Source organism: Novipirellula methanifontis (genome assembly GCF_052161655.1).
Taxonomy (GTDB): Bacteria; Planctomycetota; Planctomycetia; order Pirellulales; family Pirellulaceae; genus Novipirellula.
Window position 1 is genome coordinate 5,078,103 of record NZ_CP197418.1, and the last position, 24,644, is coordinate 5,102,746.

At 53.8% G+C, this 24,644-nt stretch carries 19 protein-coding genes; all 19 read right to left on the reverse strand.

Going from position 1 to position 24,644, the window contains the following annotated elements; all coding sequences use genetic code 11:
* Nucleotides 1-17: 17 nt before the first annotated feature.
* Nucleotides 18-1,328 carry a glycosyltransferase gene (locus SH528x_RS18500; RefSeq protein ID WP_442511946.1) on the reverse strand — a complete coding sequence of 437 codons (1,311 nt, stop codon included), beginning with the start codon at nucleotides 1,326-1,328 and terminating at the stop codon, nucleotides 18-20.
* Nucleotides 1,325-2,497 (reverse strand): glycosyltransferase, encoded by a 1,173-nt coding sequence (locus SH528x_RS18505; RefSeq protein WP_442511947.1) that lies wholly within the window; start codon nucleotides 2,495-2,497, stop codon nucleotides 1,325-1,327. Before SH528x_RS18505 ends, SH528x_RS18500 begins: the two co-directional genes overlap by 4 nt.
* The gene (locus SH528x_RS18510; RefSeq protein WP_442511948.1) at nucleotides 2,494-3,483 is read right to left on the reverse strand and encodes an endonuclease/exonuclease/phosphatase family protein; all 990 of its coding nucleotides are present in this window, start codon (nucleotides 3,481-3,483) and stop codon (nucleotides 2,494-2,496) included. Before SH528x_RS18510 ends, SH528x_RS18505 begins: the two co-directional genes overlap by 4 nt.
* The gene (locus SH528x_RS18515) at nucleotides 3,480-4,865 is read right to left on the reverse strand and encodes a phenylacetate--CoA ligase family protein (protein WP_442511949.1); all 1,386 of its coding nucleotides are present in this window, start codon (nucleotides 4,863-4,865) and stop codon (nucleotides 3,480-3,482) included. Before SH528x_RS18515 ends, SH528x_RS18510 begins: the two co-directional genes overlap by 4 nt.
* The gene (locus SH528x_RS18520; RefSeq protein ID WP_442511950.1) at nucleotides 4,865-5,938 is read right to left on the reverse strand and encodes a glycosyltransferase; all 1,074 of its coding nucleotides are present in this window, start codon (nucleotides 5,936-5,938) and stop codon (nucleotides 4,865-4,867) included. Before SH528x_RS18520 ends, SH528x_RS18515 begins: the two co-directional genes overlap by 1 nt.
* Nucleotides 5,935-6,633: an acyltransferase gene (locus tag SH528x_RS18525; protein WP_442511951.1), complete on the reverse strand. Its 699-nt coding sequence runs from the start codon at nucleotides 6,631-6,633 to the stop codon at nucleotides 5,935-5,937. Before SH528x_RS18525 ends, SH528x_RS18520 begins: the two co-directional genes overlap by 4 nt.
* Nucleotides 6,633-7,562 carry a glycosyltransferase family 2 protein gene (locus tag SH528x_RS18530; protein ID WP_442511952.1) on the reverse strand — a complete coding sequence of 310 codons (930 nt, stop codon included), beginning with the start codon at nucleotides 7,560-7,562 and terminating at the stop codon, nucleotides 6,633-6,635. The genes SH528x_RS18525 and SH528x_RS18530 overlap by 1 nt, the downstream gene beginning before the upstream one ends.
* The gene (locus SH528x_RS18535; RefSeq protein WP_442511953.1) at nucleotides 7,559-8,722 is read right to left on the reverse strand and encodes a glycosyltransferase family 4 protein; all 1,164 of its coding nucleotides are present in this window, start codon (nucleotides 8,720-8,722) and stop codon (nucleotides 7,559-7,561) included. The genes SH528x_RS18530 and SH528x_RS18535 overlap by 4 nt, the downstream gene beginning before the upstream one ends.
* Nucleotides 8,715-9,797: a glycosyltransferase family 2 protein gene (locus tag SH528x_RS18540; protein ID WP_442511954.1), complete on the reverse strand. Its 1,083-nt coding sequence runs from the start codon at nucleotides 9,795-9,797 to the stop codon at nucleotides 8,715-8,717. Before SH528x_RS18540 ends, SH528x_RS18535 begins: the two co-directional genes overlap by 8 nt.
* Complete coding sequence (locus SH528x_RS18545) at nucleotides 9,787-10,836, reverse strand: methyltransferase domain-containing protein (RefSeq protein ID WP_442511955.1); 1,050 nt, start codon at nucleotides 10,834-10,836, stop codon at nucleotides 9,787-9,789. Before SH528x_RS18545 ends, SH528x_RS18540 begins: the two co-directional genes overlap by 11 nt.
* A gap of 49 nt (nucleotides 10,837-10,885) precedes the next feature.
* Nucleotides 10,886-12,445, reverse strand: a complete 1,560-nt coding sequence (locus SH528x_RS18550) for an oligosaccharide flippase family protein (protein ID WP_442511956.1) — start codon at nucleotides 12,443-12,445, stop codon at nucleotides 10,886-10,888.
* A 35-nt stretch (nucleotides 12,446-12,480) separates the two neighbouring features.
* Nucleotides 12,481-13,893, reverse strand: a complete 1,413-nt coding sequence (locus SH528x_RS18555; RefSeq protein ID WP_442511957.1) for an O-antigen ligase family protein — start codon at nucleotides 13,891-13,893, stop codon at nucleotides 12,481-12,483.
* Nucleotides 13,894-14,045: 152 nt separating this feature from the next.
* Complete coding sequence (locus SH528x_RS18560) at nucleotides 14,046-14,489, reverse strand: hypothetical protein (protein WP_442511958.1); 444 nt, start codon at nucleotides 14,487-14,489, stop codon at nucleotides 14,046-14,048.
* Nucleotides 14,490-14,504: 15 nt separating this feature from the next.
* Complete coding sequence (locus SH528x_RS18565; protein WP_442511959.1) at nucleotides 14,505-15,602, reverse strand: polysaccharide biosynthesis/export family protein; 1,098 nt, start codon at nucleotides 15,600-15,602, stop codon at nucleotides 14,505-14,507.
* Between the two features lie 72 nt (nucleotides 15,603-15,674).
* Nucleotides 15,675-16,079 (reverse strand): hypothetical protein, encoded by a 405-nt coding sequence (locus tag SH528x_RS18570; RefSeq protein ID WP_442511960.1) that lies wholly within the window; start codon nucleotides 16,077-16,079, stop codon nucleotides 15,675-15,677.
* A 657-nt stretch (nucleotides 16,080-16,736) separates the two neighbouring features.
* Complete coding sequence (locus SH528x_RS18575) at nucleotides 16,737-18,074, reverse strand: SGNH/GDSL hydrolase family protein (protein ID WP_442511961.1); 1,338 nt, start codon at nucleotides 18,072-18,074, stop codon at nucleotides 16,737-16,739.
* A gap of 81 nt (nucleotides 18,075-18,155) precedes the next feature.
* A complete protein-coding gene (locus SH528x_RS18580; RefSeq protein ID WP_442511962.1) occupies nucleotides 18,156-20,408 on the reverse strand; it encodes a right-handed parallel beta-helix repeat-containing protein in 2,253 nt (750 codons plus the stop codon).
* A gap of 83 nt (nucleotides 20,409-20,491) precedes the next feature.
* Nucleotides 20,492-23,182, reverse strand: a complete 2,691-nt coding sequence (locus SH528x_RS18585) for a right-handed parallel beta-helix repeat-containing protein (RefSeq protein ID WP_442511963.1) — start codon at nucleotides 23,180-23,182, stop codon at nucleotides 20,492-20,494.
* 60 nt (nucleotides 23,183-23,242) lie between these two features.
* Nucleotides 23,243-24,643 carry a DUF1501 domain-containing protein gene (locus SH528x_RS18590; protein WP_442511964.1) on the reverse strand — a complete coding sequence of 467 codons (1,401 nt, stop codon included), beginning with the start codon at nucleotides 24,641-24,643 and terminating at the stop codon, nucleotides 23,243-23,245.
* Nucleotide 24,644 lies beyond the last annotated feature (1 nt).

A 24,644-nucleotide genomic window follows, 5' to 3' on the forward strand; every position in this document is an offset into this window, starting at 1 on the left:
ACAGGCGGCGTCGCGCGTCATCGACAGACTGAATCGACGACGTTCGCCAACTGACGTGTCAATTCCCGGCGCGAGAATTGGCCAATAACCGGTTGGTCAAGACTCGGCTGACTTGGCTTTTCACGCAAGAATGTGCTAAGAAACTGTGCGATCGATGCAGGTTGGTCTGGTGAGAAGCGGTGCGTCTGTCCTGTCTGTGCAAGCAGCGAGGCTGTTTCACCTTCACCACAGATGGCGAGGATCGGTCTTCGCAATGCCAAATATTCAAACAGTTTCGCGGGCACGACTCGCTCCGCGCCCGGCTGGTCGGCCAATAGCAACAACAGTAGGTCAGCCGAAGATGCCACTTCTAATGACCTGCAATGCGGTAGATAGTCGTGGTGCTCAACTTGGATAGCTGTTTCATCCAACCGTCGGACGATCGCATCTTGATCCGGCGTACGCCGCCCCACAACGATCAAATCGATTCTCGCCGCGGCCGTGGCATCGATGGCTTCCAGTTCGTTCAGAGCAGCGACTAAGGGGGATATATCTGTAAGCTTCCAAAGCGTCCCAGTATAGATTATTCGCAATCGATTTTGATCGACCGTTGTGCAGTGAAGCGGAGTGAAGTCGTCCTCGTCATAACCGTTGTAGATACAGTGCACCGATGCGAGTCCACCGGATCGATGGACTTGTCGCGAAAGTTCAAGAGCGCTCGCCTGAGTCGTTGTCACCACCGCGTCAGCGGCGCGTAGAACCTTGCCTAGCATTCGCACTTGCGTTCGATAGCCCCGCCCTGATCTCTGATGGTTGTCTAGGTATTGGCTAGCCAAAAGCCACTCGTCACGAAAATCCAATACCAGAGGCAGACCGAAGCGACGCTTGAGGGAGCGACCGAGCAAAAAGGATGAGAACGGCGGCCCTGTCACATAGATAGCTTGATGTGGGATCTGGAGAAGCGTCTTTCTCGCCAACCGCGCGGCGAGCGGGTTCCATAGGGTTTGTGGGTCTGGCTGCAGCAGTGACATTCCCGTTGACTTCAACCGTTGCTTTACCCAGCGTTTCCAAGAAAACGACGTTGAACTCTCCAAGTTGACCAGTCGTTGTTTTGCCTCGTAGGATGGCTCCAGTGTTCTCGCTCGCAAAACGGGCGTTTTCGAATCGAGTTCATTAGTGAGGTCGCTGTCTCGCACCGGCACGGATGGGTTCGCGGCGGTTAGCACTGTGGGTCGCCAACGGAATTCGGGCAAGTACTTCGCGAATTTTACACTGCGCTGCACGCCTCCACCGCCGGTCGGAGGATACGCATAGCTTACAAAGAGCAATCGTCGCTGGTCGCTATTCATTGGGCTGCCTTCAAGCAATCCGCTTGCCACGACGAGAGTACCCGAGCCAAGATGGACTCAAACCGAGATGACATTTCAAATAATTCGGCTGGCAAGAAATCTCGTTTGGTACACGAAGGCGACTCGATTTGCTTGATGACGGCGTCCACCAAGGCTCCGATATCGTCTTCTGGAACCAACCGATCAAGACCCGTCGTTGCAATTTCCGAAACGCCGCCAACATCGGTCGCAACGAATGGCACGCCACAAGAGATTGACTCTAGTAACACATTGGGAATTCCTTCACTGTGACTGGTCAACACCGTTATGTCTGCGGCATTGAAGCGGATCGCAAGTTCTTGCTGGCTAAGATTGCCTTCCATTAGAACGCATTCGTCCAAACCGAGTCGCGAGCAAAGCTTGGTCAATTCCTTTCGCATTGAGCCGTCACCCGCAACGATGATTTTTAGTTGTTCACCCCATCGCTCAAGCCACCGAGTCGCCGCGTGAAACAACAAGCTCGGGTTTTTAACCGGTTCCAATCGGCCAGACCATAGTAGCACGATCGCGTCTCGCGGCAATCCGCAGGCGTCACGAGCTTGGTCAGGGGCGCTGGGGTAGAAACACCGTTGATCAACACCTCGATAAACGACATCAATCTTGTCGCGACTCATTCCCAAATCAATCGCCTTCGTTGCAAGATCCTGGCTGACCACGACCAGTCGTGCCGCTTCGGACAGAACCTGCTGGATCGCCGTCTTGCGACTAGGAACCTTCGCCAGAATCCGCAAATCGCTTCCGCCCGAGACGACGACACAGGGCGCATTTAAAAAACGAGCGGCTCGCTGTGCCGCCTTCCCATCAGGATGGAGCCAGTAGCTGAGTACCAAGTCGGGTGCGAACGTCAGCGCGAGTTTCTTGATCGACGGCAAGATTGACTGCCAATAGAAATCGTCGTAACGGTGCCGCAACAACTTCGGAGGATAGAAATACGTCGGATGGTATTCGCCGTCTCGCGATGGAGAGTTCGCGCCGGCTTTCGAACTGCATAATCGTTCGATCCAAGGAACGGGAGCAATCACGCGCACATCATGGTTCTGGCGAAGTGATGCCACCAAATCGTAGTTGAACGTACCCTGGCGAGGGCGTGTCGGGGTTGGATACGTAGTAGCGATGAACAAAATATTCACGGCGAAATTCCTTTCGCCAATTCGACAATGACGGGACGGTGGTCACCTCCTAAATCGGGTCCGACGACGGAACTGATAACCTGCCAGTGATCGTTGACTAGCACGTGATCAATACGGACACCGTGGTATCGGGTGTGTTTGGTGTATCCGAAGCCGCTTCCCGCCACTGAAAATGCATTCTGATGACTTCCCCAGTAGTCTCGGTAATAGACGCTCTCGACGGGGACATTAAAGTCGCCGGCAATGATGGCGGAATTTGCCAGGGTCGAAATCGACGCACTCAGCTGTCTCGCAACGTTGCGATGGAGTTCACCCTGTTCTCGCATTGCGGTTGGACCTTGTTTGGTGTCCAACCGAAGCAACCGCTCGAGAGCAGGTCGAAATGTCGGCAAATGCAGGGAGACGAGCGAAACGCGTTCACCATCGGGACACAGAACTTCACATTCGATTCCCGCGACGGCGGCATATTGTTCCTTTGATTGGCGAGCCAAAACTGTCACGTCACCAAGTTCCATCGAACTGCCAATGGCCACATTGTGCACTTGGCGTCGATTCCAGCCTAACTTTGGAAATAAAGATTCGGCAGCTCGCTGCGAGCATTCTTGCAGCATCATAACATCGACGCGCTGATCGTTGATTAATTGAATGAGTTGTTGATCGTCAATTGTGCCGCCCCCAACATTACAAGTGAGCACACGGAGTCGAAACTGCTCTTCGGCGTCGATTGGCATCGACGCAGGAAACTGGTAGCCAAGAATCGGAATCAAAATTACGGCGACATGAACGAAATAGACAAACGCAAACCGCCATCGCACGAATAATGTCAGCGGAACCAGCAACAGCAAAGGCAACGCCACCACCCAACGCGGTGAAAAAAGGAACAGCGTAACCAGCCAATAAGAGTTGAGACTCGTTTGCATTACCACCGCCCCAAAAACGAGCAGCAGCAGATACAGAATCGCAATGATCTGAACCGCACGCTTCATGTCATGATCCTGGCATGAGAGGTGGGAGCAGAGTCAGAATACGCTACGACAACTCGCATTTTTCCGGATGCCGTCAATTCGATCCCATCAACCAACTGAATATCCAATTTCGACGACTCGCCGATGTGATCGAGAATTCGACTACGAAGCGAATTATGTTGGTCATCATTCCAGCTCTTATCAACCACTAGGTTCAGTAGGATGCGATCAGGTAGCACCTGTAGCACCTGGAATTGGCGAATTGCAGGAATATCCTTCAGCAAGTGTGGGAAGATCAGTCCGGTCAAGCTTCGGCCGTCAGGAAGTATTAGCACATCCGCCTGTCGACCGACGATCTTGTGCAGTAACGGTAGCCCGCGACCACAAGCACACGAACCGGGGGCGGCCACTGCGCGGTCACCGATGGCGTATCGCACAAACGGCATCGCGGTGTTGAATAAATCGGTGACGATAACCTGCCCTTCTTCCCCCGGCATGCAGGCGTGCCCATCGTTATCGACGATTTCAACGATCAGATTCTCCGATGTCAGATGCAAGCCTTGGTGACGATCACACTCCGCAGCAATCAAGGTAAATTCGCGAGATCCGTAGGTCTCAAAGATAGGCGAACCAAACACGCGTTCGATCAACTCACGTTGATGATCATACAATTTCTCCGCTCCAACGATGATCGCTTCGGGACGGTGCACTGAAAGCCCCAGATCCTCGATCGCCCTTGCCAGCACGAATAGCGGATTCGCATAGGCAACTAAGACGCTCGGACGATAGCGATTGATTCGGCTCACGTATTGGTCGACGTTTGACTCGGACATGCCAAAGCTATTAAGCATGTCACGCCGGTAAAGGAGTCTTTCGTAAAGGTGATCTTTTAGGGCTTGTCGCGACGAAGCATTGTTTAGTTTGATGCCCCAAAGATGTGTTTGTTTCGTGCCCGGCAAAGCACCCGCCCAACCGTAGCCCCGATATGTCGCCGCGACGCGACGGTCGTTGGCGCCACACTCGATTGAAAAGTGTAACGGAGTGCCGCTCGATCCGCCCGTCGATTTACCGACGGTCGACAGCTTCCGGTTGGACGATCGAATGGTAGCCGCATTGTCTCGGATCATTTCTCGGGTGGTAATCGGCAATGCTGTCAGATCGCTGAGAGACTGCACCGAACCAACGTCGATTCCGTGTTCGGCCCAGCGATCACGGTACCAGGGGGAGTAGGACTGGCATGTTGCCAATAGTTGTTCCAGACGCTGGACTTGGAGCGATTCAATTTGCTGCGGATCCCACCATTGACTCGCTTCCAATTCACGCCAGTGGTGAAACGTCTGGCGACGTTTGAGTACCGATTCGAACCCGGGGATGATTAGTTTTTGATACGCCCAGTCGAACATCACGCAGCCTCGCCGGTGTAAAGCGTTTCGTAGGCATGCACCATCTTGCGTACACAAAACTTTGCTTCGACGCGAGCCCGTCCTTCGTGACCAAATTGCCGGCTAAGCACTGCGTCGGCGTCAAGCCGCTGCATCGCGTTGGCAATCGCAGCTGGATCACGAGGCGGCACCAAAATGCCCGTTTGTCCGTCGACAACTACTTCTGGATTGCCGCCAACATGACAAGCGACCACTGGCAATCCGGTCGCCATCGCCTCCAGTAGTGTCAGCGAGATGCCCTCAGTGATCGATGGCAGAATAAACATGGATGCCGTGGCAAGCAGATCAGGAATGTCTGCACGGTTGCCATAAAATCGAACCCGGTCACCCAATTGCAACGATCGGGTCAGCTCCTCCAGTCGTGTCCGTTCGCTACCGTTTCCCACGACGTCCAACGTCAGCGAACATCCGTTGCTCTCTGCTAACTGGAGTGCCTTGATCAGTGACGCAACATCTTTTTCCGGGCTAAGCCTAGCCACCACAATCACCCGTCCACGAGGCCGCTCATGTATCAACGAAAACCGATCTAGATCCACTCCGTTGCAAATGGTGAGGGCTTTGCCAGCCGCGATCCCTTCATCGATCGTCAACCGAGAGCCGTCACTCGAGACGCTGACGACCCGGTCAACCCAGGGTGAAAGTCCGCGAAAAATTCTCGTTTGACGACGCGAAGAATCGAAACGTTGACCATGCCGCGTATGAATGATGCGTGGGACTCGCGCAATCACTGCTGCGGAGACGCCGTACAAATAGGCGGTCGTGTTGTGCGTGTGAACAACATCCGGCTTGATACGCCGAATCACGCCGGCGAGTTGTGCAACGAGTTTCGGCTTGAGCCCGTCTGTCTTGTCCATCGCGATTACGGGCCATTGGTGCGATTCGATCTCAGCCGCCAACTCGCCACGTTGCTGCAAAGAGACAAACGTCAATTCAAACCGAGTACGGTCGGTGAATCGTGCAAATTCGACCAGCAGTTTTTCCATCCCACCAACGTGGGTCCCCAGTGAAATGTGGATGATTCGCTTCACGTTCATGCCGCATCCTCCGCATTGACTGATCCTGAGGTCGCCCCAATCGACTTGACAACTCTCGCGGGATTTCCCGCAACGATCGTGTCGTCGGCAACGTCCTTGGTTACGACCGCGCGGGCTCCGACTATGGAACGATTACCAATCCGCACGCCTTTCAGGATGATCGCGCCATGGCCGATCCAAACATCATCGCCAATTGTCACTGATGAAACGTCGATCGTCGGGGTCGTCAAACCGTTTCGACGATCCGCGGCATTGATGGGGTGACCATCGAAATCGCTGATCCGAACGCCGCCGGCAATCAAACAGTGCCTCCCGATCGTTACGCTGCGGCCGACAACAATGGCACAGTTGTGCCCGATGAACGAACCGGTTCCGATCGATAATGTGGGTGATTCGACGTGCCGAGAACTGAAAGCAAATGACGGCTTTCCCGAGAGCGTGACATCGTCACCAATCGAAAGGCTGCCGCTGCCGACCAGATAGGGCAATTGCTCCATCCGAAAACGCGTTCCCACAGAACTGCACTGACTGCGGAACAATGGCTCGAACCAAAAGAACCTCGCTGTCCACGCAATCAATTCGCGAGCAGCGACATGGGAGCGATACAAAGCGGCGAAGAGTGGACGATTGAACGCAACCACGGGCAGATGACGCTGCAGCACCCAGCGTCCTAGCGTTTTGATTCGATTACGCATTACAAGACTCCTTCGGGCTGATTTTGGCGAACCAAAGAAAGCTTGAGCAAAAACAGCAGCCGTTTTAGCCTGCCCCAACGCTTCATCGCCGGCATGCCCCAAAATGGGAATGGCCAACAGACGAACGATCGCATCAAGATTGGTAACGACGTCGATGGCAACGGGTCGATCGCCGCCCATCGATAGTGAATGTAGGATTTCCAAAACAGCCGATTTGAAAGGGTCATCAGATCGGCGTTGCGCTCGATGACTTCTAACATTTTGCTGCAGTCCACAGCGATGTTTCCGCGAGAGATACTACCTGGCTGCAGGACAGCGGTCGCCAGTGGTTTCGAATCGAGGTAAACCGCGTTGTTCGCGGCGAGTCGAATCCAAAGGTCACGATCTTCAGCCGGTTCTAAACCGGATACAAAACGTTGTTGCTGTAGGGCGACACGTCGAACCATCACCGTTCCCGTCCAAAGCATGGTTCCAAGCATGAATGCGTCATCACCATCGAGTCGCAGAGAGCGGTCATACCATCCGCGCTTCTTCGATACACTCAATTCCCGTTTCGCCCCGGGAGTTTCGCAAAAGAATTTTCCAGCGACCAAGTTCAATTCCGGATGCTTGTTGAAAATCGAAAGTTGCTGTTCAATCTTTTCCGATTCCCAGTAGTCGTCGGCATCAAGGAAGGCAATGAAGTCTCCGGTTGCCGTTTCGATTCCACGATTGCGTGCTGCGGCGGTCCGCGAATTGGTTTGTTGAATCAATGTGACGGGCGAGTCGTACTGACGAACGATCGCAGCCGTGTCATCCATGCTTCCATCGTCGACAACGATTATTTGCGTAACGGGGATCGTTTGCGAAAGACAACTGTCGATCGCACGAGTAATCGTCTGTGAAGCGTTGAATGCCGGAATCACGACGCTGATCGATGAACTGTTCATGCCGCCACCCGCGATTCGCCTGTGACTTGATCGTAGTAGTTCAGGATTTGATCGATCACGACTTCTGTGCCGAACTGGTTGCGGCAGTGGTTCCGCGCGGCCAACCCGATGAGTTCTGCTTGGTTGGGATCAGCCAGCATCTTCTGCCAAACTCGAGCCAGGTTTCCGCGCACTGTGAGGTCAACCGATTTGCCCCCTGGACCGATCATCCATTGCATCACGGGATGCTGATGAACGATGCAAGGCAGCCCACTTGCCGAGGCCTCCAACAGGGCGATCGGCATCATCTCTTTCAAACTGGCGAGCGTGAAGATGTTCGCGGTCCGATACAAATCAGCCATGCGACAGCGAGGAAACCGAACCAGAAAACGAACGCGTTCGCCCAGCAGATTTTTCGCCATCGCAATCAACGCATCGGTATCCGACTCCCGGCCGCCAGCGACGACCAGCCACACGGGCAACGAAGGAGCTGTCGTCCGCAGTGTATGAAACTCCTCGATCAGGTGGTCAATGCGTTTGTGCCTTCGCTTGATTGCCGCCGCTACCAGCACCACCAATCCGTTTTGAGGGATACCCAATTCGTCACGCAGTTTCGTATCCATACCAGGCCGAAAAAGATCCGTGTCGATGAAATTCGGGATTGTCGTCCACGTGCGTTTTTCGACGCCGGCGCTGTCAGCCTCCTGGCGATGCCAGGGAGCGAGATGCTGCAAGTAGGTGATCTGTTTCTGAAACTCCAGCGACTCTTCCGTTCCGTGCGCGAGGATCGTTCTGGTTTTGATTCGACCCTGCCGAAAAGCATTCTGGACCTGTAACGCGACGAAAGGATCTTGCACGTGCAGAATGTCAATCTCCTCCGCTCGCAAAATCTTGATTAGGTTGCGTGCAAAAGTGGTCTGTTCCACCGCGTAACCGCTGCCCAACCCGATTCGCCAGCCGATCGCCGCTGGCATCGAGCGGACGAGTGCACGAGTTTTGGCTGCGTCACGCGTCCAGCAAGGAACCACCCGTTCAAATTTTGACTGGGGCTCGCCGGCGCCTTTGCACAATAGGACATCCTCACCCCGCAAGGCCAGCGCGTTCGCCAAATCGTTGGCCCACGCTTCGATACCGCGTGCGACATGACCGAGCCCCGACGAGGCAACACAAATTCTATTCATGGGATGGAACTCCCATGCTGTTCTCATTTATGTTGTCAAAATCTGGACTCTGTCGTTGCTCGAGATCGACATTCTCAACGGGACGGCGGCGCAATGAAATCAACATGTTCAACAGAATGCGTCGAATCCGGCGCAGTCGTGTGAATCGATATTGCGGCTGGCAAGGATGAGTCCATGGCCAATTCCAAATCGAATTGACCGCTGCGGAAAACGCTGCCCCATAGCGTTTTTCCTCGTCACACAATTCAATCGCCCGTTCCAGCAATCGCGATGACAAACCTTGGTTGACTAAACGTTGTATCCCCGGCACATCGGGATAGCGAAAGGCCAGCGAACGTGTAAATTCCCAATCAAGCGCAAACGTTCGATCGCGGTCCCCGGCACTCAGTCCGTCCGTCCGTTGCCGAAAGCGAGCCATCGGCATCGCGATGCGGCCGACCGTACCGATCCAGCAAAGGCGGAGCCACAATTCGTAGTCTTCCGAGATGCTCATGCTCTCGTCGAACATACCGACGGATACCAGTGATTCACGGCGACAAATAACGGTCGGTGTGCCCAAGCGATTTTTCAATAGCATATCGTCAAAGGCATACGTACAAACCGCAGGTGTGGGGTTTACATCAATGGCTGAACTATCCCAGGGAATCATCACGCCGCCCAACGCAACCAGCTTCGGATCGGACTGCATAGCCGCGATTTGGACGGCCAGCTTGTTCGGCAGCCACGCGTCATCGGCATCAAGAAACGCGATGTACTCTCCTTTGCTCTGCAGGATTCCGTGGTTGCGTGCGCCGGCGGGCCCCGGGCTTCGCAGGTTCTTCACATACGTGCACGGCACGCCAGAGCTGGTGATCGCCGCCCGAGTTTCATCGGTTGAGCGATCGTCAACGACAATGATTTCTAGATCGCTATAAGATTGGCGGGCCACCGACTGCAGTGCGCCGCCGATGTATCGAGCGCAATTGTGGGTCGGAATGACGACCGATACGCTACCTCGCGACCTATTCATAACCGTCGAAACGGCAATTTTCGGAACGATCCCCCTGGCGACGTCAAGGTTCGTGCTAGTCGTCATCGTTACTTCCCTCGATTCGGTAGAAGCTAAGAAAGTTGGATTCCACCGGAGGTGTACGCAGCAGCGAGTTGTATTCATCCTGCCGAATTGGATCCCCATCGAGACGTTTTAGCCGAACATTCTCATCGACATCCAAGAAAAATAGGGCGTCGATGTGGTTCAGGTATGTGCCCGCGCGATAATCGAACAGAACGAGCTTCTTTGTCGAGTCGAGAAGTTCTCGGTCGTTGATGTCGTCAAAGATGGTGATCCCATCACAGCAAGGATTGTCCTTCAATGCGTTAGCGAGATGTGATTTTCCTGCACCCGAACGCCCGACGACCGCCATTTTGAACGTCGGCTTTACGGACGAATGCGTTGAGATGAATTCCGGCAAAAACGAGATCTTGCGTGCAACCCGGTCGCATCGAAAAAAGGGTCGCCCGACGGAATCTTGGCGAAGTTCATCATTGGTGTATCCCATGAACTCGATCGATTGGAATCCACCAAACTTCAACAGCACCCATGCACACTGACGAGGATCATCACCATGATGTCCCTCGAAGTACATCACGTTTGAAAGTCCTGCCAATCGACTGAGAATCGAATTACGGTCTTCCAGTTCTTTCGTGCCATAAACCGACAAGAACATCACGGTATCGAACGGCTCAAGCATCGCCAACGGATTATCCAAATCGTCACATCGAAGCGTCACCGAAGGGCTGGAATACAAACCTCGTGCTCGCTTGATCGCGGCGCTATCAAAGTCCAGTCCCGTCACCTCGCGAGCACCAAGCTTGGCGCAGTGATTGACGATTGCGCCCATATTGCAACCTGCATCGAGCACACGTTTTCCCGCGATATCCTCCGACCTAAATAGCTTCAGTCGCTCATCGGTTTTGTCCCGCAGCCCAACCACTTCGCGGCTTTTGTCGGAGTGATAGTCGACAAACCAATCATCTCGCTTTGTCGCAACAGCGTTTCCGCGTAAGAGTACGCGGGCCATCAATTTTCGAGGCGTTCGCGATATCCGCCGGCATGTTGCTGAAAATTTACTCATCGTTGTTGTTCCTTGCGCCGCTATTGCAGTGATGGGCGATATGTGGACTTCAGTTTTTCGCCTGCAGGACGAAGCGATCTTTCGTCAAGCGACTGATGGTTGGGTAAAGGTATTGGCGTCGATCGGAACTCGAGAGCCCGAAGCTGCAGATCAAGATTAGCGCCAGCGTGGATGCCGCGACCCCGCACACGAAAAGCTCAGCCCAACTGTCAATACCGATGAAGCGATGGACGACGGCAATGAGAGGGGGCAAAAGCAAAACGATCATGAGAGTGGGGTATGTGATCTCCCGTGCATAGTCGTTCCAACGCAGTTTCAGATTCGAACAGACCATGATTGGATGTACGAAGCCGCGACAAACGATTGCAGGTAGGGTTGTCCCTAGGGCCACACCCAAAAGACCGTATTGTCGGATCAGGGCGATACTGATCAACAGGTTCATCGCTCCCTCGGTTGCGATCAACCACGTCAAACCCTTCACCTTTCGTCGGCCAAGCAAAATCTTGGAACCGATTCCTTGCACCGCCGTGAACAGTGCGCCGACGAGTAGCACCTGGAACAATAGCGGCACCGAATGATAGATGTCCGTTTCGACGTACTTTGGACCGACCCAAAGGGCATAGAAATCTTTTGCCCACCAGCCAATGATCAGCGCTGCACTGACGGCGATCAGAGCCATCACCCGCGTTCCTGTCAGGTAGAGACGTTGCAGTCCGGAGAAATCATCGCGAGCGTCGAGATCGGTTGCCGCCGGATAGAACACTTGGCTGACAGGCACAAAAATGTTTGCAAAGTAGCGGACCAAGTTGTTTGCGAGGGCGAAAAAGGCGATCGCCGATACTGGCATGAAGATTCCGATCACCAAGGCATCCGATAGGTTGATGACCAAGTGGCTGACGGCCAGCAAGGCACTCCAAAACCCAAAGCCCATGCATTCACGGCAGCTGGTCCAGTTCGCCTGCTGTAACGTGATTCTCAATTCGGGAAGAATTCTCCGCGCGACGATCCAGCGTAGTAGGTACTCTAAAATGTTCGACAGCGCCCCCGCGATACAAACGCCGATTAGACCGTACCCCGCGACCAGCAAGGCAACCGTCGCAGCAGCAGACAGCAGTCGGCAGAAGAGACTGACCGCAGTGACGAGATCAAATCGTTGTTTTGCCGTCAATGCGACCGAAAACGGAAACAGCACTAACTGCATCGCGGTTGAGCAACCCAGAATCAAAATGCATGTAATCGCCTCGTATTCCAAATCGGCTGACATGGAAAAGAGCTGCGGTGACACAATCGCTGTTGCCATCGTGGCGATCACCACACCGAGCGCGCAGATAAGATTCAACGCGAATCCGCTGCTAGCGGCCATGTTCATCCGAACAAAGTCGCCTTGTGAGAAATACCGCGTGATGTACTGAGTCATCCCGGCTCGCAAGCCAAGATCCAAGAGTCCGTAGTATCCCGTAACACTAATGACCATGGCCCAAACGCCATAGCGCGCATCGCCAATCTCACTCAACACAAACGGAGTGAGGAAAAACGTCACGAGAACTTGAATGACGTAAGCCATCCAGTTGCTCAGAACGTTGCGAGAAATGACGCGAAAGCTACTCATCAGAATCGAAGTCTATTACCTGTCTGGATTGAAAACTACCAACGGACGAAAACACGCACGGTGAGATAAAAGGCGACCAGGGATGTAACGCTCGCAAACACCGACAGCACCAAGAACCGATTACCAAGTCGAAATGTTGACGCATCGCTGACCAGCGTTCGGCCTTCCGGAATGCAGCACGCCGCCGACACCACGCCCAAAATCAAATAGGTCGGTGCAACAAACTGGCGAGAGATCGTCAACATCGCGACCATGGATGCGATCAACGCTGCGAAAATAAATCCGCACAGCCGCGACAAGTCTTCCCCCTCAGCGGAATTCGCATTGCCACAAGTAAGTCGATCAAGGCTTGAGCGTCTCCGCGACCACAGTCCGATCGATGCGGCCAAAAAACAAGCGACGAAAGCTGTTCCACCGAATAGTCCCAATTCGGCAAAGCAGTGGAGGAAGGAGTTGTGAGTCACGATTCCGAGTTCATCGGCGATTAGTCCCTCTCCCAAACCGAACAGCGGGTACCGGAAAAAGACTTCTAAACTATCGGACCAGATTTGAAGACGATCCTGACCGGTGCCATCCTTAATCGCGTTGACATCCGTCATCCGCCTGGAGAACGCCATCGCTAAAACCGGGAGTGGCAGCACTGCCAATGCCGCGATTTTGCCACCGCGGAAGTAGAAAATTGCGGTGGGCACAGCACACAAAAGCGACAACAGCGCACCGCGGGAATGAGTCAACGCCAGAGATGCCAACAAAATAGTTGCGGGAACAAGCCACACATAGCGAGGCCAACCGACATTGGATCGACACAGAAATGCGATGCAGAGCACCACACCCGTCACAAGAGTCAGGCCAAAGTCATTGGGGTCCTGGAATATGCCCGTCCAGCGAATTCGCTCGACGCGGTCTACGACACCATATTCAATCACGCCACGATCTTGAATCGACTCTAACGCAACAATCGACACATAACCAAAATGGTCCAACATCGCTAATGACGCCATTGTCGTGATTGCTGCGATGAGCCAATTCAAAAAGAAAACCAGTCGCGGCAGTGTATTGACAAGTCCCGTTATCAAGCCGAACAGGGCAAGCAACTTGCTGACTTCATAGACCGACGCCCTGGCAGCCCAAAAAAAGCCGTGCGAGAGATGTGACACAGCGACGGAAACAAGCAGGACGAAAAGACAAGCCGTGATCGGACGGCCGGTCAACTTGGCGTGACTAAACTGACGCAAACAAGCACGCGATGATACGACCAAGCAGGCCAGAATTAGGAATTGATAGATCGGCCATTTGTCAAACGCAGGTACCAAATCGGCAGGACGCACAAATAACGTCGCCGTGGTCGCGAGCAAAAGTACAAATCCCCAGCCGTGCCGATCATCAACATCGGTGTCGATGCGGGAAATTGTTCTGTCTTCGGTTGTGTTAAAAACCGCCGTCGCCATCTGTTCCGTTGCTTCCCTGCTACGAAAGGTTCATTGACTCGCATTTGCGATGAACGGTGCGATTTCAAAAAGTCGCCTCTCGCTCCGCAAGCGTTCTATTTCGCGATTTTCGCAGAACGAAAAACGCTAACTCAGATCTGCTGAGTCAAAAATTATCGAATGTATTCAATTTCAACCTGTTCTAATTCCATTTCGATGCCCGAATCACTGTAAGCCTGTAGGTCCAAGTCAGCCGACTCGGGATCGACACGTTGTGTTGATTCGCTCGTTATCTCGATATCAAGACTTGCCTCGGCGGTCGGTTCATCGAAGCTTGCCTGATCCAGGATGTTCAGCGGGACTTCTGCGCTCTCCAGTTCTGGCAAGTCCTCTTCGTATTCCACCACAGTCTCCCACTGACTGTCGGATTCGAGCGACGTCCATCTTGTTTCACGGTAGCCTGCATTTATTGCGGTCGATTCGTAAACAGCGTCTGCCGTTACATTCCGATTCTGGTCAAGAAGGAAAGACTGGCATCCACCAAACGCTAACAGAAAAACGGCTAATGCCTGCTGGACGACTGCATTTCTTATCGATTTGGCGGAAAGCTGATCCATGCTTCTAACGTTGGGTCACTGAGTGAACCCAACACCTCCGCCAGACTTACCTAGTACATTGCCCGACAATCGCGATGCTGTACCTGTGCCCAACAGGGTGAATCCGAGTATGCGTTCTAACGGTGATGTGATTTTCGCAATTGCCGAATCGAACGCGACAATCTTGTTGTGTGCAATGAAGACGCGGTCACCCGGCAAGAGCTGATAGTTGGTGGTGACATCGGCACGCTGAGTGATGCCATCCCAATCGACCGGTAGCATCACGTTGTTTCCCATTTGCCGGTTCGGACGGGCCACCCACATGCGACTGGACGAGACGTAACTGAGCCCGTTGATCTGACTCAACGCATCCATCACGGTTTCGTTCCCGGTGTAAGGAAGGCGAACCAACTCGTCGCCAAGCCCGCCTCCTTGCGTCACGACATAAATAGCTTTGCTGTTGTATGCGTAGACAGAAACCGAGACTTTCGGGTTCACAAAATCTGCCGCCAAATGGTCAGCGATGGCGAACCTAGCATCGTCCAATGTCAGACCAGCCAATCGGACGGACCCGTACTGGCCAAGCGTTACAGTCCCATCGGGGCCAACGATGTGTTCGCCTGAAATCCGTTGAATCCCAGCGACCGAACGTAGTAGCATCGAAACATGCGGTTGACGCAACTGCGCTATCAGGTGCCCTTGAACCGCTTGAATTGCCTCCTCGACGTTCAGGTCAGCTATCTGTACCGTCCCGTAGGAGTACCCCAAATCAATGGCGCCTCCAATCTCGATCTGGTATTCACCAGCAATCGGTTCATCGGGAAAAGTCCCCGACACCGTCATCGAAACCAGATCACCCGGTTGTAAAGTATGGATATCTTGCGATACGTTTTGTTGGACATCGATGGAAAGCACATCCGGTGCCTCGATGCGATACATCGGAGTAGTCACTTTGTCTAGCTCTCGCGGGATAAATGCTTCCTCAAGATCGGAATCGCATTGTCCTTCGATGATCGACTGTAACCCAATCGATGTAACGGGAGCCTGCATCATCACGCAGCCAGAACTGGCAATCACGCATGCGGCAAGCAGCGCGACGGCGAAGCTACGGTAAGATGAAGATTCCGAAATCACGTCATTCAATAAAAGTGAACTTTATCGGCGAGCACCCGGTTGTTAGCCGGTAACGCTCGGGCTTTGGGCCGGTTAGTGGTTGCCGATGGAATTGAATTGATAATAGTGCAAGTAGTTGTTGAAGGTTCCACCACGGCCGGTTTGTGTTCGTTCAATCTGGGGCGATCTCGTTACCGGTCGTTCAATGGTTCGCTGAATTCTTTGGATCTGTGATGCTTGGAAGTTTTGATTCTGCTGGACTTGTCGGCGAGGTTGTACGAACGAGTGGTAAGGACTCAACGCACTGTTATCGTTTCGCAGCAAATCCAGGTAGGGTGACAATCGTTGCTGATACGGGGTCTCACCCGAACCGTTTCGACGCGACTGAGAGCCTTGGACGGACGTCTGAGCGAACACGCTCGAAGGCGTCATCGCCACGACGCCCGCCGCTGACATCAACAGGCTCAGTCGAAGGATCGTGTTGCGTATGTTTTTCATGGTTTAGCGGTTTTCTTGATAGAGCGGGACCCCGAAGTGGTATCGTCTGCCTAACCCGCATATCTTTGCACGTTTTTGCAAGAAAAGTCGGATTCTCGAAAAAATGTCTCAAGGTGCATGTGGGTTTCGTAAGCAAAATTCCGCTGACAAAACCTGTCGGGATGTTTCAAGCTCCATTGGATACGTGCTTTCTGAACGCCTTTGTTTGGGCGTCACACGAGACGGCGTGAAACTCGATCGTGTCAGATGGGAAACGAATTCGACAAGTCCGTTTTCGATAAAATGCCCCGTGGGCGCGATGTCCGGTCTGGTTAGCGGCATTAGGAGTGCCTTGTTGCACCTCAACACTCGATCGAAATCAACACGAGTCTCTGCATTGAAGTGATCACACAGAGAGAAAGAGGGCGGGATTTGTAACGTGAGCCGCCAAATCACAGTGCCGTGAAGTTGCCCGGTAACGGTGCCGTCTGAGTAACGGTTACGAACGGGTGATGAGTGGCAAAGGTTGATAGAGGATAAAGATTGGATCTTAGAAAAACGCAGCCTGTATGGCTGCCCTCCGTGGCAATGACGAAGCGGAATTGCTTCATCACTGCTAATATGGGGAGGCTGGCAAGGTGGGGCTATATTGAAGAGTTCTGATCTCTACAATTTTTGTTACCGTTCATGCCCCGATTTTTGGGGCACGATGTCGCCGAGCACTAAGATTTGGCCGACTCGAATGTTGGTGCCTTGATATTTGGGGGCTTTGAGTTCGACCTCGGGATTTTTGAGACGGAATGCGACGCTCTGTCGGTCGGGTTGGTCCGAGTCGACTTCGACCGTTACCGTATGGACCTGGGTTGGATCCAGCCCGTTCGCGATCGGCAGCGTCGCGATCCGGTGATAAGTGCAGTAGCTATCAAATCGCGGTACCAACTTCGCCGCCCGCTTGCCATCGACCGTGATGATCACTTGTCCGCCGTCAGGACCTACCAAATCGTACAGTTTGGCCGCAGAGCCACGGAACTTGAAGGTCAACTTGCTGCCGGGTTCGGTGGCTTCCCACAACGTCCCCATGCGATTGCCGAAACGTTTCGATAGCGTGTCGTCTTCCGTAAGTTGCTTCCATTCGGGCGACAGCATTTGCTTGTCAATCGGCACCATCTTGGCTGCTTGTAAATGATCCTCGACAAACGGTTTATCCAATTCTGTTTGGTGGTCGAGCGGTTCGGATGTTTTGTTAATCTCCTTGATCGCATCAGCGACAATGTCGGCGTAAATATCATGTCCAGCGTCGAGCGGATGAACTCCATCTTTCGAGAATTGCACCACACCGTCTGCAGTCGGCTCGTCGGATTGAAACACAAGTTTCCCTGAGGCTTCAAGCTCGACGATCTGCTTTGCAAAATTGATCGAAGGGATGCCGTAATGGTCCGCCAACATCTCCATCGCTGATGCCGCACGAGGACTGAATCCCTTTCGCAGATCGTTTTCGTATCCGGTACGGTAGGTATAGACGAAACAGATATCGGTCCGCGGGTTGTCAGCCCAGGTTTGTCGCACGATTCCTTCCATGGCTTTCCAGATTTGCTCGGGTGCCGCACCGCCATCGTTCACTGCGAATTCGACGAATAATAAATCGGGTTTGTGCCGCAGCGCATCCCGCTCGACTCGAAAAACCCCGAGATCGCTTCCGGTTCCACCGATCGCCGCATGAATTTCCGACACGTCGGATGTTGGGAACTCTTTGGCGAACCACTCTCGTGTCTTGACTCGCCATCCGTTAGCGGCAGTAATCGAGCCGCCTAAGTACCCGATGCGGACCGGTTTGCCTTCACGAAGTTTCGCCAACACGTTGCCCAGACCATCACGAGGACGGACGAGTTCCGCTTTCACGGGGGCGAATGTCGGTGTGTCCGCACTCACATGGGGCATGTCCGCGACGAACACCGACACCATGAACGCGGTCGCGAAAATAGATAGATGTTTCAGGTTTCTTGTTATCGTGTTCATCAATTGTCTCTGTCAAATTCTTGGGTTGCTTTTTAGGGTAACGGCTTGCGTGGCAGCAATGTGCCAAGGGCGAGCAGACGCTTACGGAATGACGCGGCGATAAGAATCCTTGATCAAGCCGATCGTGTCGAATGGGATTGGTTGGAACGACGGCACCGCATTGCGAACACGGGCGTCTTTGATTTGCGTGAGCTCCGTTCCGTCCTCGGTTGCAAATCCGATCACGATCGGTTCTTGATCGCTACCGGCGACGTTTTGGAAACCGTTGATGTCGGGAGCCATTGCGATGCCTTCGGCTGCCCCTACGGTATTGACCGCCAAGTTGTCGTTGACGACTAGTTTTCCCAGCACCTTTTTTACATTGGCATCAAAATTCCAAACTTGCTTGGCGCAATTGACGAAAACATTCCGCTTGAATTCGTTGTGAAGTGGTTCTCGTGGCGAATCGTCCATGATTTTTGCCAATCTCGGATACCGCTCACTCCAAGGCGGTTCCTGGTAGTTCATCTCTTTTGCTTTGCGTTCGAGTTGCCAACTCGTGTCGGTAGGACTGTTCCATTGCTTCCAGGTCATCCCGCGTGAATCGAGGTGCATTCCAATCGGGCAATCGATCACCAAGTTATTGAGGACTCGATTGTCTCGACCGCCACCGATCATAATCGCGCGGCCCGCGCGGAGGAACACATTTCCTTCGATCGTGTCGCCGCTATCACAATCGTCCAGATAGACGCCCATGGTGTTGACGTGAGTAGAATCACCACCCCCCAGGTCGTGAATGTAATTGTGCCGCAGCTCATTCCCTTGGCTGGTCCAGTTGCGTCCGGTATAGAACGCACCCGAATCGCCTGTTTCCATCACGACGCGATAGATTTCATTGCGTTCGAAACGATGCTCGTTGCCGCCGTATTGGATGGCGTTGTGGGGTGCGTCGTGAATACAGTTGTTCGTGACAATTTGCCCACAGCCGTGAACCCCGATTCCCGGTGCGTACGATCGTTGAAACAAACCGTAGTGGTGAATGTGATTATTGATGGCTCGATTGTTCGCGGAAGTCAGCGATTTGAGGTCGCCACCGTTGAGCGAGATGCCCCCCGTGCCCAAGTTATACAAGTCGCACGATCGAACGGTGTTGTTTGATCCGTCGATAGAGATACCACTTCGGGCAAGATTGGCGATCACGCAACCCGCGATCTCAATCGATTGGGTCCGCTTTAAATGAATGCCGTCTCCATGACCGTACTCAAGGGCCAACCCTTGAACTTTCACATGCTTAGTGTCTTCGACTTTGATCAGCGGTTGGTTGATGGTGGCCAGTTCGATCGAAGCATCGGCAAAATCAGATTCGGGGTAGTAATAGAGTTTCCCCGCACTTCGATCGAGGTACCATTCGCCGGGCGTATCGAGTTCCTCGAGCGTGTTGAAGGCAAAGAAGCGACGTTTCGCGGCACCCCAGGTGCCCGCCTTGATGCCGTAGTTATGGGGTGCGGCGAGTTTAATGACTTGGTTCGCTTGATCATACGAATCGATACGAATCACTTCGTCGTACCAATCGTGCGTCCAATAGCCCAGCAACCATACTCCTGCGTCCAGATTCCACCGAGCGGGACGGGAATCGTCAAATTCAAAGGATCCTCCGCGTGCCTTTCGGAGTGTCGGATCCGCTGAATCAGGCTCTGCTAGTCCTGTGTCGATCGCCTTACTGAAGCTGGCCCATCCCTGTTCCGGCGTATCGAGATTCGGCCAGCGGGCCAGCGGTTTGGGATGACGATTGACATACAACCAGGGAGCGACTGGAACGCCTCGAAACGAGGTTTTGAAAGGCGTGAACGCTCCGGGAACGATTTTCGAAACGTCGCAGACGAGGATTTTGTCGCGGACCGTTTCGTCAAGTCGCGAGCGAACCGCGCCGTCGGACACTGCGGTAAATTTGGAAGGTGAAAGTTCGACGCTGCCACGGATCCGCACGCTGCCCGGCTTGGTGGCTCGGTAGACGACCGGAGCTTCGGCGGTGCCACCATCTTCGGCTGTTAAATGGAACGATGCATTCAACCGATAGACGCCGGGAGCAATTTCGACCGTCACGGATTGATCGGATTTTAGGATGCCCGATTTACGTGCGGCGCGAATTCCGTCTCGTGCCTGATTCAAGCTTTGAAACGGAGCCGATGCCGTTCCATTGCCTTTGGCGGCGGCATCCGCGGAGACATAAATATGGAAACCATCACCTGATGGAGTGTTGCCTGCATCTTGGGGCGGTTTATCTTTAGCAAATAAAGAAACGTGACCGACTGCGAATACAGCTAGAAGCAAATAGGGAAAGAATTTTCGGTTCATCAGTTCAGTGGTGTGCGAAAGGATAGAGCGAGCGGTTAGGAGCGGGTGGTTTGGAGCGAAAGACGGCAGTGGAAAACGTCCCCCTATTCGTTGTGCATTTTGACGTCATCCAAGAAGAATGCGGCATCGCTGCGAGCGGCAGCGATGAAACCAACCCAGCGGGTATCGGTCCAGTTGGGATCACATTTCAAATCGGTCACCTCGTGTCGCTCGCCATTGGGCAACACGAACCTGGCCGCCCATTGACTGTTCGTTTTGCCTTGGGGTGCCTCCATCGTGACGTCGACCCAAGTGTCGGGGGCGATGTCGAACAGTTTGCGGCCTCGGCTGGTGACCGCGCTATCGCTGAACTGCAGCACAGGCCCGGTTTGATACGGTTGGGTCTTGCTACGCCATTCGCATGAAACCGCGACCGACGGTTGCAACCGGATGCGGAAGCTCAATTGCGTTTTGCCTTTGGTGTAGTTGGGCTCCCAATGGAAATGAGGATTGTAGGCGGCTTTCATGTCAGTGGAGTCTTGCACCTTCAGACAGCGTCCACTGCCGTCCGGCGTCGGAGCCACACCGATCAGCGTCTTTCGATCCTCCTGATGCAGCGTCGCGATTCCTAGCAGCGAAACCGGGCTGTCGGTATCAAAGTCGTCGTCCACATCGATCGGTGCCGATGGAGGAACAACATAGGGTTCGCGGAACTTCGTTGCAGCCGCGAGATCCTTCCACGCTTGGTCGCCCTGCACCCCGGCCAGCGTGGTGTCGAAGGGGACAAAGCCAATTTTTGCTGCTGGCGATCCTGGCCGTAGCGTGAAATCACGGTTTTCTGCATCGACGAACATCGGATCGGCAACGATCGAATCTTGATCGTGTCCAGCGTCACGCCATTGCTGCCACGTTTTTCCCGCAAAATCAAACGGTTGTCCCCCGGCACGCCAGTACAGATTATGGTTCATGGCGACTTTGGAACCGTTTTTCCAACCCGAGTAACCGAGCAGTCGCCCTTCGTCAAAATAAACCAAATTACGCTCGAACGTGAACGACAAATGCGGTTCGGCCCGCGTCACGGCGACTTGGCCTTCTTCGGAAAAGGCTAAGATGTTGTTGCGAACGATGTTTTCGCGACCGTAGTGTTGATGGAACCCTCCGTCACGAACGTCGTGCACCAAGTTGTTTTCGAAAACGATATTGGAACTGCCTTCATCGGGATAAAGGCCCCATCCGCCGTAACGGGTTGCATAGACATCGTGGATCACATTGTGGCTGACCGAGGTGCCTTCACTTGGCCCCAATGTGTAAACACCTCCCATGTCGCTGAGGATGCGGTATCCGATGTGATGCAAATGGTTGTATTCGATGCGGTTGCGTTTTGCTCCGCTTTCGGCGTAGCCCCAACGCCACCCCACCGAGACGGCGGTGTAGTAGAAATCCGCGACGTCGCAGTGTGTGATCGCATTGTCGCTGCTGTGGCCGATCCAGACACCCACGGCGTGCGGCAAGACCCGTCCGCCGCTGTGTAGGATACAGTTGTCGATAGTGATCCCGCCGGTGCGAACGGTTTCTGGTACCAAGCCCATCTCGCCAATTCGCACTGCACTAACGCCGACGTCCGCAACCCGTGTTCGTTTGACGCTGCAATCACGGCATGCTTTGCGAAACCAAAAGCCACTACCGCCAATGTGCTCGACCGAGCATGCGGTGAAACGAATGTCCTCGGCGCCATCAAGCTGAATCGCGGTGGCGTCCACGTTCATTGCAGCTTGATTCGAGCGGATGCCGATCTCGGGAATCCGATATTCCGCGTGTCGCAGCTGCAGTCCGTCAAAGTGGATATGTTTGACGCGTTTTTGTGGATCGTTAATGTCGCCTTGGAAATCGAACAAGCGAGGCACGCCGGCGGCAACTACCCGCGCCGTCGTCATCGACTCGTTTTCACGTGGATGATAGAACAACCATCCATCGCGATCCAAAAACCACTCGCCCGCCGCATCCAATGCTTCGCGATAGTTTTCGATGAAGTATAAACAATCGCGTTTCATTGGATTGTGAGGTTTCATGATTTCGCCATGGGTGGTGAACAGATGACGTTGTGGGTCGCTGGTTTGCAGCCACTCACGCGTGGTGTCCCATTTGTGATACACGACGACTTGAACATCGCGAAGTGATTCGCCGTCGGTGTTTTTCAGCGAGGCCATGTCATCTGCTTGCGCGGCAAACGTGTGCGTCAGCATTCGCTTTGATCCAGCGATCGGCACCTCGCTGACTCCGAGCAGAGTATGGAAATCGCCTTCGTTCGGCGTTCTTGCTCGCGAGGCGCGGCGCCCATTGACCCACAATTGCTCGAAACGCCAATCTTGGTTATTACCTGATTTCGGTTCAGCGACGCGGGTTTTCCAAAGCCCGGGGTGCTGTGGATCAGGTTGCCATCCCGAAATTTGCCGGCCACCGGACAGCACCACTTCGCCATTGCCTTGGTAACGCACCGGACGGTCGGCTGAATGACCTGAATCGGCCGCGGTGAATTGCACGGTTTGATCGAGCGTGTAGTGGCCGGGACGTAGATGGACGGTAACCGCTTCGTCGGGCCGGGCAACGCGGGCGTCGCGAACGGCTTGTTGTGCGCGAGTGATCGATGCAAACGGTTGTGATTGGGTTCCCGATTGTGTATCAACGCCGTCCGGCGAAACAAAAAAGTGGATCCCCGCTTCCGCCGCCACGACGCAGGTCGATGGCAAAAGCAACAGGATTGCTAGGGCGGAAAACGTTCGAATTCGTTGTGACATAAGTTAGCTCGTCAAGTGAAGTCAGTCGTCATTTCAGCCGCCTGCATTTGCATGCTTCGATCAGCTGATAATCTCGTGCACCACGCGTCCATGAACATCGGTCAAGCGAAAGTCGCGACCGGCGTGGCGATAAGTCAGTCGTTTGTGGTCAAGCCCAAGTAGGTGCAACATCGTAGCGTGCAAGTCATGGATGTGCATCTTGTCGATGACGGCTTTGAACCCAAAGTCATCGGTTTCACCGTAGCTCATGCCACCTTTAACGCCACCACCGGCCATCCACATTGTAAAACCGTGGTGATTGTGATCGCGTCCGTTGCCATTCTCCGACACCGGAGTGCGACCAAATTCCCCGCCCCATACAATCAGCGTATCTTCGAGTAACCCACGTTGTTTCAAATCGGCGATCAGAGCGGCGATGGGTTGATCGATATTTTTACAGAGTTTAGGCACAGTATTGTTGTGGCCGCTGTGGGTGTCCCAGGGTTGTCCGTTGCCGTAATACACCTGAACAAAACGAACGCCTCGTTCGACCATACGACGCGCTAATAAACAACCGTTCGCAAATTCGCCCGTCCCGTATGCATCGCGAGTATGCTGGGATTCGCGATTCAAGTCGAACGCATCGCTCGCTTCGAACTGCATTCGATAGGCGGTTTCAATCGCTTCACTACGAGCGTTCAGGATCGAATCGTCACCCCGCGTCGCGACATGTGCACCGTTTAGCTGTTGCAGCAAATCGAGTTGTTCACGCTGGGTCGCGTGATCCCACTGAGTATTACTCAAGTGCGGCAACATCTTCTCAGGATCGATCGTCGAGTGGTTGATGTAAGTCCCCTGGTATTTCGATGGCAGAAAGGCACTGTTCCACAGGATCGAAAATCGCACGGGCCGCCCAGGGCACAAAACGACATAACCCGGCAGATTCGGGTTCTCGGTCCCAAGTCCATACAGAAACCATGCCCCCATGCTCGGCCGTGTCGGAGTGATGGTCCCGTTGTTCATCTGCAGCAGTGCCGGCCCGTGATTAGGATTGTCGGCATGGACCGAGTTGATCACACAGATGTCATCGATGTGTCGGCTCAGTTGCGGCAGTAACTCGCTAACCGGCAGCCCGCTTTCTCCGCACTGGCTGAACTTAAACGGCGATGGCAACAGGCCTCCGGTGGGACGCTCGGTCAACAGATCGGCACCCGCTGGCTTGGTGCCTGCATACTTTTCCAGCGCCGGTTTGGGATCAAAAAGATCGCCCTGGTAGGGACCTCCATTCATAAACAAATGGATGACGCGTTTCGCCTTGGCTGGAAAATGAGGCCCAGATACGTGAATCGGCTCGGCCGCAGATGCAGCAAAGGGCGACGTCATCATGCCTGCGGCGCCGAGCATGCCTAATCCGCCCCCGAATTGTTGCAGCAAGCGGCGGCGGTCCAGCGATGACCCGTTAGGTTGCGAGTGGTTCAGCATC

Bases quoted from the DNA above. Each gene is read 5' to 3' on its own strand.
- SH528x_RS18520 (WP_442511950.1), bottom strand. From the start codon at position 5,938: ATGAACGTGAAGCGAATCATCCACATTTCACTGGGGACCCACGTTGGT.
- SH528x_RS18500 (WP_442511946.1), bottom strand. From the start codon at position 1,328: ATGAATAGCGACCAGCGACGATTGCTCTTTGTAAGCTATGCGTATCCT.
- SH528x_RS18535 (WP_442511953.1), bottom strand. From the start codon at position 8,722: ATGAATAGAATTTGTGTTGCCTCGTCGGGGCTCGGTCATGTCGCACGC.
- SH528x_RS18530 (WP_442511952.1), bottom strand. From the start codon at position 7,562: ATGAACAGTTCATCGATCAGCGTCGTGATTCCGGCATTCAACGCTTCA.
- SH528x_RS18510 (WP_442511948.1), bottom strand. From the start codon at position 3,483: ATGAAGCGTGCGGTTCAGATCATTGCGATTCTGTATCTGCTGCTGCTC.
- SH528x_RS18545 (WP_442511955.1), bottom strand. From the start codon at position 10,836: ATGAGTAAATTTTCAGCAACATGCCGGCGGATATCGCGAACGCCTCGA.
- SH528x_RS18575 (WP_442511961.1), bottom strand. From the start codon at position 18,074: ATGAACACGATAACAAGAAACCTGAAACATCTATCTATTTTCGCGACC.
- SH528x_RS18580 (WP_442511962.1), bottom strand. From the start codon at position 20,408: ATGAACCGAAAATTCTTTCCCTATTTGCTTCTAGCTGTATTCGCAGTC.
- SH528x_RS18590 (WP_442511964.1), bottom strand. From the start codon at position 24,643: ATGCTGAACCACTCGCAACCTAACGGGTCATCGCTGGACCGCCGCCGC.
- SH528x_RS18525 (WP_442511951.1), bottom strand. From the start codon at position 6,633: ATGCGTAATCGAATCAAAACGCTAGGACGCTGGGTGCTGCAGCGTCAT.
- SH528x_RS18555 (WP_442511957.1), bottom strand. From the start codon at position 13,893: ATGGCGACGGCGGTTTTTAACACAACCGAAGACAGAACAATTTCCCGC.
- SH528x_RS18560 (WP_442511958.1), bottom strand. From the start codon at position 14,489: ATGGATCAGCTTTCCGCCAAATCGATAAGAAATGCAGTCGTCCAGCAG.
- SH528x_RS18585 (WP_442511963.1), bottom strand. From the start codon at position 23,182: ATGTCACAACGAATTCGAACGTTTTCCGCCCTAGCAATCCTGTTGCTT.
- SH528x_RS18550 (WP_442511956.1), bottom strand. From the start codon at position 12,445: ATGAGTAGCTTTCGCGTCATTTCTCGCAACGTTCTGAGCAACTGGATG.
- SH528x_RS18540 (WP_442511954.1), bottom strand. From the start codon at position 9,797: ATGACGACTAGCACGAACCTTGACGTCGCCAGGGGGATCGTTCCGAAA.
- SH528x_RS18570 (WP_442511960.1), bottom strand. From the start codon at position 16,079: ATGAAAAACATACGCAACACGATCCTTCGACTGAGCCTGTTGATGTCA.
- SH528x_RS18515 (WP_442511949.1), bottom strand. From the start codon at position 4,865: ATGTTCGACTGGGCGTATCAAAAACTAATCATCCCCGGGTTCGAATCG.